Below are 13,848 nucleotides of genomic sequence, written 5' to 3' on the forward strand. Positions count from 1 at the left end.
AAGTAGGCCGATGTAAATAATTATTGTTGGGATAAGGCAGGGGGCAGGGAGCAGGGAGCAGGGGGAGAAAGAGTTTGAGCCTTATTTACTTTTCTTTACATAGTTTGGTTTTATTTCACCGACTTACTTATCAAACAGAATTCAGGAGTCAGTCGTCAGAATTCAATTGGTATTTTGTACAACTGGCGGATAGTGTTCGCTTTAGCGTCTTGATTCTGAATTCTGAATTCTGAATTCTGTATTCTTCTTCAATGAGAAAACTTGTTCTCACCAGTTCCTAATCCTTAATCCCAAAATTATGTTATGGCAGTTAATTATCGAGAAAGAATCATCCCTCTTTGGACAGTATTTCTATTAGGAACACTGTTTCATACACAACTTGGTTTAATGCCGCTTTTTCACGGCTTATCTGTTGTCGAATCTCAAAAAGCTCAAAACATCAACGATATTTCTGGAATTATGTGGTTGATGTTGGGCTTTTTTGCAATTCCAATGCTAGGAATTATTACCACTGCTTTTACTGATTCCAAGCGTTATCGAATGATTCATTTTGGTGTCACCATTTTTTACACAATTATGAATTTATTACATCTGATTTTAGATTTATTTGTCCAGCCAGTTCTTTGGTATCAAATAGCCTTGATGGTGTTTTTATTGATTGTCGGTTTATTACTAAACATTACTGCTTTTCAATGGATGCGACTACATAATACAGCGCATAAATCACCAAAACACCTAGAAGGTTCACTTTTTTAGCTTTTATAGAAATCATATTGAATTGGGTGAAAAATTCACCTTATATATTTTAGTGTAGGTATCATGGAAAATTTAGAAAACATGATGTTGAAAGCATCTGATATTATGACTAAAGATGTTGCCACGATTCGCAGTTCAGCAACGGTGGCTGAAGCAGTTAGACTGTTAAAAGCAAGAGATTGGAAAGCGCTGATTGTAGAGCGTCGCCACGAACAAGATGCTTACGGCATTATTACTGAAAGTGATATTGTTTATCAGGTAATTGCTTATGGCAAAGACCCCTCTAAGGTACGTGTTTATGAAATCATGACTAAGCCTTGTATTGTTGTCAATCCTGACCTTGGCTTAGAATATGTAGCACGATTATTTGCTGACCATAACTTACAAAGAGCGCCTGTTATTCAAGGTGAATTAGTCGGTATTATTTCTCTAGCGGATATTTTAGCTAATAGTAAATTTCTGGAACAGCCCCACACCATCCTGCTAGAACAACAACTCCAAGACGAAATTAAAAAAGCTCGTGCTGTTTGCGCTCAAAAAGGCATTCATTCAGAAGAATGTGCTGCTGCTTGGGATGTTATTGAAGAATTACAAGCGGAAATAGCACATCAGCGATCGCAAAAAGTTATGAAAACGGCTTTTGAAGAATATTGCGATGAATATCCAGAAGCCAAAGCAATTTATAACAGTTAGTTAATGTAGTGGTTAAATTCAACCATATATCAGGAAATATTTAATTATGACCACAGATTTAACAAATTCAAAAAAGCAAAGAATTTTATCTGAAACATTAGCAAGCTTTCAATTAGTAGATGGCAAAATTGGTGAAATATCATTAGTTAATGGAACGCTATACGTTCATTTTCAAACTGATGATGAAAAAGACTTGCTCCTTGTGTTTAAAGATGTGGCTGGAGTTGAAATGTTCAATATCCAAAATGCCGAACTGAACAAATGGACAGTTAGTTTCAACGATCCTTTCAGGGAAAGAGTGAGAAAATTATCAGAAAAACATACTGAAAATCTTGTGTGCTATGCTTTTTGGTCGCCTTGGCTAGAAGAACCACTAATGCGTATTTTAGCTAGCGATTTTCAGATAAAAATTTAATCATTAGAAGATAGGAAGCAGAAGTTCAATCTTGTCTAACTTGGGAACCGTAGTTTATCGAGAAAGGCAGAGGGCAGAAGGCAGGAGGCAGAAGGAATACTGTTTTCTGCACTCTGCCACGACCGGAGGGAGTAAGGGTTTAAGACCCCCACTGAAACGAACTGGCTGTGGCCCCAATTAAGGAGGGGTCTGAATCCCCTTCTTAATTGTCCCTTCTGCCCTCTGCCTCCTGCCTTCTGCCTTCTTCAATAGCAAAGTTTTGAGATTGCTTCCTTCATGGCAATGAAACAACAGAATAATTGCATTTAAAGTTGTCAACAATCATGGAATATTTTTTTAATTAAAAGCCCCTAAATCAATTTCAGCTAGACAGCAAAATTGTAATGAAAAAAGTAATTATCGATCCAGTTAGCCGCATCGAAGGACATGCCAAAATTAGTATTTATCTCGACGATACAGGACAAGTAAGTGATGCTCGTTTTCATGTCACAGAATTTCGGGGTTTTGAGAAATTTTGTGAAGGTCGTCCCCTTTGGGAAATGCCAGGAATTACGGCGCGAATTTGTGGAATTTGTCCGGTGAGTCATTTATTAGCATCAGCAAAGGCTGGCGATCGCATTCTTGCTGTTACAATTCCTAAAGCAGCCGAAAAACTGCGCCGTTTAATGAATTTGGGTCAAATTATCCAATCCCATGCTTTGAGTTTCTTCCACCTCAGCGCCCCAGATTTATTATTAGGAATGGATAGCGATCCTAAAGGGCGCAATGTATTTGGTTTAATTGCAGCCGAACCAGAACTAGCACGAGGCGGTATTCGCCTGCGTCAATTTGGACAGGAAATTATTGAACAATTGGGAGGGCGAAAAATACATCCATCATGGGCTGTTCCTGGTGGTGTCCGGGAACCTTTATCGATGGAAGGACGCACCCATATTCAAAATCGTATTCCAGAAGCACGCCCCATCATCTTAGATGCACTGGGTAGATTTAAAAATTTACTCCAAGATTATGAAAAAGAAATACAAACCTTCGGTAATTTTCCGACTTTGTTTATGGGGTTAGTTACTCCTGAAGGTTTGTGGGAAAACTACGACGGACACATTCGTTTTGTAGATAGCGCTGGCAATATTATTGCCGATAAACTCGATGCAACTAATTATCAAGAATTTATTGGTGAAGCAGTTCAAACAGATTCTTATTTAAAATCTCCTTATTATCGCCCTTTTGGTTATCCCGACCAAACTGACTATTGTCGTTTAGATAGTGGTATTTATCGAGTAGGGCCGCTAGCACGTTTAAATATTTGCAGTCATATTGGTACGCCCTTAGCTGATGCAGAATTGAGAGAATTTCGAGATAGAGGTAAAGGCACAGTCACCTCATCATTTTTCTATCATTATGCCCGCTTAATTGAAATTTTAGCTTGCATTGAACGCATAGAAATAATAATGGATGACCCAGATTTATTACTTGGGCAGAGCGTAGCCGAAGCCTCAAATCGACTGCGGGCTAATGCTGGCATTAATCAATTAGAAGCTGTGGGAGTAAGTGAAGCCCCACGCGGTACATTATTTCACCATTACCAAGTAGATGAAAATGGCTTACTTCTAAAAGTTAATTTAGTAATTGCCACAGGTCAAAATAATCTGGCAATGAATCGCACAGTGGCGCAAATTGCCCGCTATTTTATTCACGGTTACCAAATTCCTGAAGGTATTTTAAACCGAGTTGAAGCAGGAATCAGAGCATTTGACCCTTGTTTGAGTTGTTCAACTCATGCCGCAGGTCAAATGCCTTTACATATTCAATTAATTACCACAGATGGAAATATTGTAAATGAAATTTGGCGATAATAACTTCAGAATTCTGAATTCTGTATTCTGAATTCTGAATTCTTATTTCAAAAGTTCTCTGATAACATTTAACCTTCATTCTTCTGTAATTTGCATTTCAAAACGCAAATCTACCGGAGGCGATAATGCCTCTTGGCACAATGACAGAAGTATGAAAGCGTGAACACACAACTCCTCATTTCTCCTCAACAACTCACGTCGCTATTAGCAGAAAATTCATTAAAAACTGTTCTCATCGATACGCGAAGCCCAGAAAATTATGGTATTGCTCATATTCCGCAATCGATAAATATTAGAGATTTTTTCACATATCTTTTAGAGAATTCCTCCCCAGCAGGTTTAAAGGAATTACAAGAATATTTTGCAGAAATCATGAGCAGGGTAGGAATATCTGGTACAGAACATTTAATTATTTATGAAGATACTCTTAATAAAGGTTATGGTCAATCTTGTAGAGCAGCTTTTTTACTAAAGTATTTGGGTTGTCCTCAAGTATCTATTTTACACGGAGGATATCAAGCATGGCTCAAGGCAGGATTACCTACTACCGATGAAATCCCCAAGCGTGAAAGCAGTATATTTAGATTGCATCCCAACGCTGACATAATGGTAACTACTGCCGAAATGTTGCAAGCAATTGACAATCCAGCAATTATTAAATTAGATGTACGCGATCGCGATGAATGGATTGGGTTAAGTTCTTCTCCCTACAATCCTGATTTTTGTCCCCGCAAAGGTAGAATCCCTAATGCTGTATGGTTAGAATGGCATCGTTTAATGAATTCTGATTCAGAGATTCCCACATTTCGATCGCCAACCGAAATCCAAGAAATTTGTCAGTCAATCGGTATTACTTCTGAGTCTATTGTATATATTTACTGCTTTAAAGGTTCCAGAGCCGCTAATACATTAATAGCCTTAGAACAAGCAGGAATTTCTGCTAAAAATTATTTTGGTTCTTGGAATGAATGGTCTCGTGATTTTTCCCTACCCATTGATAGTACAGTTATCAGCGTGTAGGCTTCAGATAACGAGCATACACTTTTGAACGCTACAATTGCTTGTTTTTTAGATACTGATTTAAGGTGCATTTGCTCAGGGCGATCGCAAACTCGGTTTGCACGCGAGTATCTAAACTTACCTGAGGTTCTTTTGATAATATTATAATATTATTGTTGACATGATGCAGGCACTTTCGTGAACAATGCAATATGTGAACACTATTTTTACTTTAACTGAAAATAATTCTGGATTTGATAATGATGAAAGTTGCTTTTTCTAGACCTTCTCTATTAGTTTATGCATCATCTATTTTGTTATTAGGTTTTTCGTTGCCATTAGTTGCACAAATACCAACTTCTAATGTCTCTACCGAATGCCAAACGATTATGCCAAAACAACTGAATACCATAGACGACTTTATAGCTATGGGGCACTTTCAAGAAGACTGCAAAAAAGACTCACTCGCTGCGGTTTCTTCTTTTACTAAAGCAATTCAGTTAAATCCTAAAGCTGAAAAAGCCTACTATCATCGTGCCAATGCTTACTATAACCTTGGAAATTATCAAGCAGCAGTAGCAGACCATAGCGAAGTGATTAGGCAAAATAGAGGTAGATTCGGTTTTAGCAGTCCCGCATATTGGAACAGGGCTAGGGCTTATGAAAAGTTAGGCGAAAAGTACAACGCAATTGCAGATTGGACTCAAGTAATTAGTGAAAGTTCTTCTTCTGCTGAGGCATACTCTTTCAGAGGAAATATGTATCGGGATTTAGGAAATAAACAAAGAGCGATCGCAGATTATAAAAGAGCAGAATACCTCTTACAGCAATATTTAAGTGGAGTTTTCGGAAGCGGTTTACAAGATCCTATGTATCAAGAAATGCTAGAAAAAATCAGAATTGAATTATCACAACTAAATTCCTAATACCAATTTGCAAAAAGAATGCAACACCTAGACAAGACCCCTCCCCAACCGTGCCCTTGCTAAGATGCAGCTGGTGAATAGAGGGTCATATCATGTCCGGTTAAAGACTTATTGTTTAGACTGACACGGAGACACGGGGACGCTCTTACGCGGAGAGATTTTAATGACAAGTAATTAGCCAGACATGATATTACGCAATATGTGACTGAAAACCTTATTCTTGCGTAGCGGTAATTCATATATTACCGCTACTTTCGTTATCTTTTGCGTAACGTTAAATTTTGTTAGGACTCAGGTTCATACAGTATTATTTAAAGCCACGACCAGTATGTGGAACGTGGATCAGTTTCTTTGGCTTGTGAGTCACGTAAATATCAGTTTCCAGTTCTGGCTTTTCTTCTTCTTGCTTCCCAAAAGCACCAGCCTGACTGAGGTCTTGGATCAGCTCATCAATGAGGGTAGTGGTAACGTGCGCCATGATGAAAATATGCGAGTACTCGCGCTTATGACCTTTGACATACAACGTCTCGCTCGATAGAGAATATTTAAAGACAATGCGATCGTTGGCACGTTTGAAGCGGATAGTAAGTGATAGTGGCGTGTGTCTCACCCACAAATCCTCGCCTAGTTTCTTTTCGAGCGCCTTTAATTGTAAGTATGCATAGGTAGTTATATTCTCCGTATAAAGCACCTTATTAACCTGGGCTTCGTAAGAATTTTTTGCCAGATAGTCCCAGAAAAGTATGGCTGAGAAACCGTTGCGAGAGCCAGCAAATGTAGTATCCTGAGAACCTATATATTCTGGATCGTCGGGTGGACGCAGCTGATATTTTGTCTTGGTCATATAAATCCCGCATGGCAATGGTGCGCCGATCCACTTGTGTCCGCTCATAGCGATGGAGTGTACAAAAGGCAGACGAAAGTCAAAATTCGGCCCACGCTGCGAGATTTTGCCCATGTTATACGCCATTTCAATGAATGGCATATAGGCAGCACCGAGCGCAGCATCTACATGGAACCAGTAACCACTGCGAATATCATACTTGGTTGGATCTTCGGGATCGTAATACACCTTGCGCTCGTCAAGACCATATTTTTTTAATATAGGAAGCAGAGCGTTGCCTGCTGCTTCTACATCGTCATAAGCACCTTTGAATGTAGTGCCGTAGTTAAAGCACACGAGAATAGGATATCCCTTGGCGGCAAAAAACTCGACAAGCTTGCACAGTGATTCAATATCAATCGAGCCAGGGCCATCGTTACCGTCTTGAGATGGCACCTCTTTTGGCCAAGGTTGACCTGGTGCTAGTGGATTTTCCTGGGGATATTTTTCAGTCCCAATCTCGTAAAAATTTTGAATAGCCATCACGCGCATAGCTTTGATAATTGAGTAGTGCGTGTCCTCTGAATAAAATGCAACTGGAGTGTGAGCGTTTGGGTTATTTTCTAAAACGGGTGTCTGCTGATAGATGAGGCGGCGCGGTACTGAACGTGGCTGACCTTCTAAACTAGCCTTTCTAGCTTCTTGTTCAACGGTAGGGTCATTGAGTAGGAACTTACCAGCTAAATAATCACGTCCGTTCCACAAACCGTACAAGTTACCTTCCGTACAACCCATCGTTAAAACATAACCCCAGTAAGACTCTGGGTCATTGGGATCGTGAGGCCAACGCGCATTCCACAGGGAGGCGTAATAATCTAATACCGCACGTTCCATAAACTTACTGTTGATAGTAAAGTTGCCGCTTTGGAAAGGGTCGCCGACATTATTAATGTGGTAGTTGAGGTACGGCTTCAAGTCTTCTTCGTAGTTCAAGCTTTGGTTGACTTGATAGCCAAGGAAGTAAGTTTTCTGCCTAGACTCATAGTTTTGCAATTGAACTAGAGCAATTTTTCGTTGTTCGGGGGTCAAGCCTGTTGAAGATAGCTCGAAGTTTTTGGAAGTAATACCAGGTACTGTGGGGTATGTAGAGCATGAATCTTTCGTGGGAGGTGACACGATCGCAGCATCACCAACCATAGCCGAATCGGACACCGTTTGCTGCCATAATCCGACTTTTAACCTAAAAAACAGAGTATTTTCGGGATTTTTTGAGTTATTTCCGTCACTTATGCTCATCATTTCCTCCAAACAAAAGATTCACTGGAGAGAATTTGACTATGGACGATGGCGTGTAGTCATAATGTCTGCTAGAGAGTACCGATCAGTTGTAATGTTGCTTCACAGCTTTAGTTATATGTCAAGAATCTGAGGAAATTGTGAGCATTACTCCCAAGCTTCTCTATCTGCTCACAAGTTCTTCAAGTTTTTTCCCTAAGTTGAAACTGGTGTTAGAAAGCTAAAAATTATGAATTGGAATGTAATAGCTATTGGTTACGGTAATGAGTTGCGTAGTGATGATGGCATTGGTCAACGAGTAGCTAAGGCGTTGCATCTATCTAATGTGCAATCTCTTGCTGTGCAGCAACTTACCCCCGAACTTGCCCAAAATTTAGCTTATGCTGATTTGGCAATCTTCATTGATGCTTGTTTCGCTTCCCAAAGTTCCGAAATTCAAGTAGAACCACTTTCACCCGCATTTTCCAATATTATCGCCGGACATCTGGGGGATCCATCATCGCTTTTAGCTCTGACTAAAGCAATCTACGGTTATTGTCCGCGGTCTTGGTGGATCAAAGTACCAGGAGTAAACTTTGAATTAGGACAGAGTTTATCATCTATTGCCGAAACTGGAGTGGCGATCGCTTTACAAAAAATTACACAAATTATAGAGGAAAATTTGAGCGTAGTTTTTTAAAATTTCCCTGAACGTTTACCTGAAACACCAACTCATGCACAAGCCTATCCAGTCACCCATCGAACACGCCTATGATATTTTGGGAACTGAGAAAGTTAATCCTCTCGATGCTATCTTTGCTGCAAAAAGTGTTGCGGTAATTGGTGCTAGCGAAAAGGCTGATAGTGTTGGACGCACTCTGTTATGGAACTTAATTAGCAATCCTTTTGGTGGAATAATTTTTCCTGTAAATCCTAAGCGCCACAGCATCCTGGGAATTAAAGCCTACCCGACTATCTTTGATGTTCCGGAACGAGTTGATTTAGCAGTTATCGCCACACCAGCACCAACAGTCCCCAATATTATCAATCAATGCATAGATGCAGGTGTCAAAGGTGCAATTATTCTTAGTGCCGGTTTTAAAGAAGCTGGTGCAGAGGGTGTAGCCTTGGAACAGCAAATACTTGAGCAAGCACATCGCGGCAAAATGCGGATTATTGGCCCCAACTGCTTGGGTGTGATGAGTCCGCGCACGGGTTTAAATGCGACTTTTGCCAGTACGATGGCGCGTCCTGGAAATGTTGGCTTTATTAGTCAAAGTGGAGCGCTTTGCACTGCTATCCTTGATTGGAGTTTTCGGGAAAACGTTGGTTTTAGCGCCTTTGTTTCCCTTGGTTCAATGCTGGATGTAGGTTGGGGAGATTTAATTTACTACCTTGGTGATGACCCGCAGACAAAAAGTATTGTAATTTACATGGAGTCAATTGGAAACGCGCGATCGTTTCTTTCAGCAGCGCGGGAAGTTGCTTTAACTAAGCCGATTATTGTCATTAAAGCAGGACGCACCGCCGCCGCCGCCAAAGCCGCAGCTTCCCACACTGGCGCACTTACAGGTAGTGATGAAGTTCTGGATGCAGCTTTCCGGCGTTGCGGGGTGTTGCGTGTCAACAGCATCTCTGACTTGTTCGATATGGCGGAGGTACTAGCAAAACAACCCCGTCCCCAAGGGCCACGCCTGACAATTGTCACTAATGCAGGCGGCCCTGGAGTTTTGGCTACTGATGCTTTAATTGCAGCTGGTGGAGAAGTTGCACCAATTTCCCAAGAAACTATCGCATCCTTGAATGAAATACTACCCACACATTGGAGTCACGGTAACCCTATTGATATTCTCGGCGATGCCGACCCCCAACGATATACCAAAGCCTTAGAAATTGCTGCCAAAGATCCAAATAGTGATGGCTTATTGGTAATTCTGACTCCCCAAGCAATGACAGACCCCACCCAAACCGCCGAACAATTGAAACCCTACGCAAAGATAGCAAGTAAACCCATCCTTGCTAGTTGGATGGGAGGAGCAGACATCGCCGCAGGTGAGATGATTCTCAACCGTCACCATATCCCTACATATCCTTACCCTGATACTGCGGCTCGGATGTTTAGTTACATGTGGCAGTCTAGTTATAATTTGCGTGGTATTTATGAAACCCCCATAATGCCCGAATTCGACTCTGGATCGGGTATTCCAGACCGTAACTGTGTAGAAAAAATTATCCAAACAGCACGTCAGGCACAACGGACTATTCTCACAGAATTTGAATCCAAGCAAATTTTAGCAGCTTATGGAATTCCGGTGGTTACCACTTGCATTGCAAAAAATGAAGATGAAGCGGTGCAATGTGCAGAAAAAATTGGTTATCCGGTGGTTTTAAAGTTGTTTTCTGAGGTAATTACTCATAAAACTGATGTTGGTGGCGTGCAATTAAATTTAAAAGATGCTGATGCTGTAAGACATGCCTACCGCGCTATTGAATCGTGTTTACGAGAGAAATTGCAACACGACCCTGATTATTTAGATGCGATGAATCGCGTCTCCACAGGATTGTTTTTGGGGGTGACGGTGCAGCCAATGGTCAAAATGACTGGCTATGAACTAATTATTGGTAGTAGTTTGGATGTACAGTTTGGGCCAGTGTTGCTGTTTGGCGCAGGAGGACAGCTCGTTGAGGTTTTTCAAGATCGGGCGATCGCACTTCCACCCCTGAATACCACTTTAGCACGCCGGATGATGGAGCAAACACAAATTTACAAGGCCCTTCAAGGAGTCCGGGGGCGCAAAAGTGTTGATTTAGCTGCTCTTGAACAATTAATGGTGGTATTTAGTCAATTAGTTGTGGAACAGCGTTGGATTAAGGAAATCGACATTAATCCGTTGCTGGCTTCATCTGAACAATTAATAGCTGTGGATGCTCGAATTATTCTTCACGAATCAAATGTTAAACAAAGCGAACTGCCAAAGTTAGCCATTCGACCTTATCCTACACAATATATTAGTAACTGGACGATGAAAGATGGCACTGCTGTTACCATTCGTCCCATCCGTCCAGAAGATGAACCGCTAATGGTGCAATTTCACAACACCCTCTCCCAGGAAAGCGTTTATTTTCGATATTTTCACTTAATTAAACTCCAGTCGAGAGTAGCACACGAACGACTCACACGTATCTGCTTTATTGATTACGATCGCGAAATCGCCTTAGTTGTAGAATATCAAAATCCCCAAACGCAGACACGGGAAATATTGGCAGTTGGTCGGTTAAGTAAAATACATGGTACGAATGCAGCCGAATTTGCTATTGTAGTGAGCGATCGCTGTCAATGCCAAGGTATAGGAACCGAGTTATTACAAAGGTTACTGCAAGTTAGTCGAGATGAACAGCTAAATACAATTACTGCTGATATTTTGGTTGATAATTATGGGATGCAAAAAGTTTGTGAAAAACTAGGTTTTCGCATCCAACCCACAGATGATTCTACTGTGGTGAAAGCTCAAATTGATATTGTTACAGGGAATGGGCAATAGGCATCTCCACAAATAATGTAAGGGCAAACAACCGTTTGTTCCTACCGATGTTTCCCTATTCCCTTTCATTTTGTCTTAGTTGGGGTTGATGTGAGTTCTATATAAATATGTTCTAATCGCACGGGTTGACGTGCGATGGCATTAATAGGAATACCTTCAAATCGAGAAATAATTTCTTTTAATTCTAGTGGTTCTGGTAACCAAAAAGTTAACTCATCACCATAACGTCGCGGTGTAAAACCGTATTCTTGGGCGCGGGCGATCGCTAGTTCTTCTTCTGGAGTTTGCACCACTACAATTTCAGAAGTTGGAATTAAGGCGCGTAATTGTGCTAAACTACCTTCAGCCAAAATTTGACCATCTTTTAAAATACCAATTCTCTGACAAAGACGCTCAGCTTCATCTAATAAATGAGTCGTTAATAAAATCGTTACTCCCTGATTTTTCAATTGTCGAATTAGTTCCCAAATTTCATATCGCGCCTCAATATCTAAGCCAGTAGTCGGCTCATCAAGAATTAGCAACTGCGGCTGATGTACCAAAGCCACTGCAATATTCAACCGTCGTTGCATTCCACCACTGAGAGTTTCTACCGGACTTTTGGCTCTGTCTAATAAATTTACAGCCGCCAGAGTTGCTTTTATTTGTTGCTGGCGCGTTTTTCGATCTAAACCATAAATATCAGCAAAAAACTTGAGATTTTCTTCACAAGTTAAAGTTTTATAGAGTAAATTTTCTTGGGGGGCAATGCCAATAATTTTTTTGGTTGCTTGAGAAATAGGCTGATTGTTAATTATAACATTACCGCTATCGGGTTTTAACAAATTACAAATAATATTAATAGTAGTGGTTTTACCTGCTCCATTAGCACCGAGTAAGCCATAAATTTCCCCTGCATCAATATGGAGATTTAAATTTTGTAAAACTTTTCTCAATTTATAAGACTTATTTAAATTTTGGATTTTTAACATAATGTAGCTGCAAAACAAAGGAGTCTGTAAAGAATAATTACTAGATAACCTGATTATGTACTCGATAATGATAACTTCTTGAACTTAACATATAAATTAGATTTGATTTCTGCAACAACAACCTACTCTAAAAGCTGATGTCTAAAAAAATTGCTATTCCGATTTTAAGTATCATGTTTGCAATGCTCGTGCCTCATGTAGTAGCTGCTGAGACTGTGATGGAAAAAGTAGCCAGAACGGGAGTATTAACTGCTGGTACTAGTAGAGATGCGCTACCTTTTGCCTATGTGGATAGTCAAAAAAAGTTAAATGGCTATTCTGTCGATATGCTAACTCTGATTAAAGAGCAATTAGAAAAAAACCTGCGAAAAAAAATTAAACTGGAATTAGTTGGTCTTAGTCCCTCTGAACGGATTCCCAAAATAGTTAATCAACAAGTTGATATTGTATGTGATGCTAGTAGTTTTACATGGGAGCGAGATAAAAAAGTAGACTTTTCTGTAAGCTACGGTGTCACCGGAACCCAATTATTGGTTAACAAAGAAAGTAATCTAGGTTCTGCTGAATCCCTGATTGATAAACGAATTGGCGTGTTAGCAGGAACCACAAACGAACAGGCGATCGCTCGCGTACAACCAAAAGCCAAACTGGTGTATTTTAAAACTAGGGCAGAAGGATACACAGCTTTACAAAAAGGTACTATTGACGCTTTTTCATCCGATAGCATTATTTTAGAAGGATGGCTGCAACAGCAAAAAAATCCAGATGCTTTTACCATCGTACCCCCTCGCCCCTATTCGCAAGAAGGTATCGCTTGCATGGTACCAGAAAATAACTCGAAATTCTTGGATACAGTCAACTATTCTCTAGTCAAATTTATGCAAGGATTTATCAACGGTAACCCCCGATATGTTGCTATTTTTGACCGTTGGTTTGGGTCTCAAGGCACTGTAGCACTCAATCGTGATTTACGCGATTTGGTAGTGGAAACTATGCGATTAGTTATAGAATTTCGTGAAGAAATTCCCAAAAGCGAACTGTGATATCGCCTGTGGTGGAATTTAAGCTGATGCGCTTTTAAATTGCATAACTCAACTCGTTAGAAAGACGTGGGGACACGGAGATGCAATTTGAATGACGATTAGCTTATTCTCCCCGACTTACTTAAGATTAAAACTCTTGTGCGGTGGGCATCCTGCCATTGGTGTAAACTTAAGCTCAAACGCTTGTCCCACAACCGTTTTACCCCACCCCTCAATTCCCTGGGAGGTTTTGCGTTAGCAAAGGTGGGGTGGGGAGTTATGCAAATTCAAAGCATATTAGTTTATTGACTCACAATTGAGTTGCGTCGCCTGACAATTGAGTTGCGTCGAGTCACAATTGAGTTGCGTCGCCTGACAATTGAGTTGCGTCGCCTGACAATTGAGTTGCGTCGAGTCACAATTGAGTTGCGTCGCCTGACAATTGAGTTGCGTCGAGTCACAATTGAGTTGCGTCGAGTCACAATTGAGTTGTGTCGAGTCACAATTGAGTTGCGTCGCCTGACAATTGAGTTGCGTCGAGTCACAATTGAGTTGCATCAATCGTAATAACGA

The 13,848-nt window shown here is 40.5% G+C and carries 12 protein-coding genes; 10 read left to right on the forward strand and 2 right to left on the reverse strand.

The genetic code is table 11. The annotated features are described in order from the left end of the window. Positions 1-303: 303 nt before the first annotated feature. From VF06_RS06705 to VF06_RS06730, 6 genes are all read left to right on the forward strand, one after another. A complete protein-coding gene (locus VF06_RS06705; protein WP_099069389.1) occupies positions 304-756 on the forward strand; it encodes a hypothetical protein in 453 nt (150 codons plus the stop codon). Between the two features lie 84 nt (positions 757-840). Then, the gene (locus VF06_RS06710; RefSeq protein ID WP_099069406.1) at positions 841-1,449 is read left to right on the forward strand and encodes a CP12 domain-containing protein; all 609 of its coding nucleotides are present in this window, start codon (positions 841-843) and stop codon (positions 1,447-1,449) included. Positions 1,450-1,495: 46 nt separating this feature from the next. Further along, positions 1,496-1,864 (forward strand): hypothetical protein, encoded by a 369-nt coding sequence (locus VF06_RS06715; RefSeq protein ID WP_099069388.1) that lies wholly within the window; start codon positions 1,496-1,498, stop codon positions 1,862-1,864. 383 nt (positions 1,865-2,247) lie between these two features. After that, on the forward strand, positions 2,248-3,717 hold the full coding sequence (locus tag VF06_RS06720; protein WP_099069387.1) for a Ni/Fe hydrogenase subunit alpha: 1,470 nt from the start codon (positions 2,248-2,250) through the stop codon (positions 3,715-3,717). 159 nt (positions 3,718-3,876) lie between these two features. Next, on the forward strand, positions 3,877-4,737 hold the full coding sequence (locus VF06_RS06725; RefSeq protein ID WP_099069386.1) for a sulfurtransferase: 861 nt from the start codon (positions 3,877-3,879) through the stop codon (positions 4,735-4,737). A gap of 239 nt (positions 4,738-4,976) precedes the next feature. Beyond that, a complete protein-coding gene (locus VF06_RS06730; RefSeq protein WP_244918136.1) occupies positions 4,977-5,642 on the forward strand; it encodes a tetratricopeptide repeat protein in 666 nt (221 codons plus the stop codon). Between the two features lie 307 nt (positions 5,643-5,949). On the opposite strand, the gene VF06_RS06735 is transcribed toward VF06_RS06730, so the two are convergent. Beyond that, positions 5,950-7,764 (reverse strand): pyridoxal-dependent decarboxylase, encoded by a 1,815-nt coding sequence (locus VF06_RS06735; protein WP_218963802.1) that lies wholly within the window; start codon positions 7,762-7,764, stop codon positions 5,950-5,952. Positions 7,765-7,990: 226 nt separating this feature from the next. Here VF06_RS06735 and VF06_RS06740 point away from each other — a divergent pair, with 226 nt between their 5' ends. After that, positions 7,991-8,440 (forward strand): hydrogenase maturation protease, encoded by a 450-nt coding sequence (locus VF06_RS06740; RefSeq protein WP_099069384.1) that lies wholly within the window; start codon positions 7,991-7,993, stop codon positions 8,438-8,440. Positions 8,441-8,474: 34 nt separating this feature from the next. Continuing rightward, positions 8,475-11,282: a bifunctional acetate--CoA ligase family protein/GNAT family N-acetyltransferase gene (locus tag VF06_RS06745; protein ID WP_099069383.1), complete on the forward strand. Its 2,808-nt coding sequence runs from the start codon at positions 8,475-8,477 to the stop codon at positions 11,280-11,282. A 65-nt stretch (positions 11,283-11,347) separates the two neighbouring features. On the opposite strand, the gene VF06_RS06750 is transcribed toward VF06_RS06745, so the two are convergent. Next, on the reverse strand, positions 11,348-12,253 hold the full coding sequence (locus VF06_RS06750) for an ABC transporter ATP-binding protein (protein WP_099069382.1): 906 nt from the start codon (positions 12,251-12,253) through the stop codon (positions 11,348-11,350). 137 nt (positions 12,254-12,390) lie between these two features. Here VF06_RS06750 and VF06_RS06755 point away from each other — a divergent pair, with 137 nt between their 5' ends. Together VF06_RS06755 and VF06_RS06760 are read left to right on the forward strand one after the other, a co-directional pair. Beyond that, positions 12,391-13,296, forward strand: a complete 906-nt coding sequence (locus tag VF06_RS06755) for an amino acid ABC transporter substrate-binding protein (RefSeq protein ID WP_099069381.1) — start codon at positions 12,391-12,393, stop codon at positions 13,294-13,296. A gap of 300 nt (positions 13,297-13,596) precedes the next feature. Beyond that, positions 13,597-13,842, forward strand: coding sequence for a hypothetical protein (locus VF06_RS06760; RefSeq protein WP_099069380.1), 246 nt, complete (start codon positions 13,597-13,599; stop codon positions 13,840-13,842). The last annotated feature ends 6 nt before the right edge of the window (positions 13,843-13,848 follow it).

This window comes from Nostoc linckia z4, from assembly GCF_002608075.1.
GTDB lineage: Bacteria > Cyanobacteriota > Cyanobacteriia > Cyanobacteriales > Nostocaceae > Nostoc > Nostoc linckia.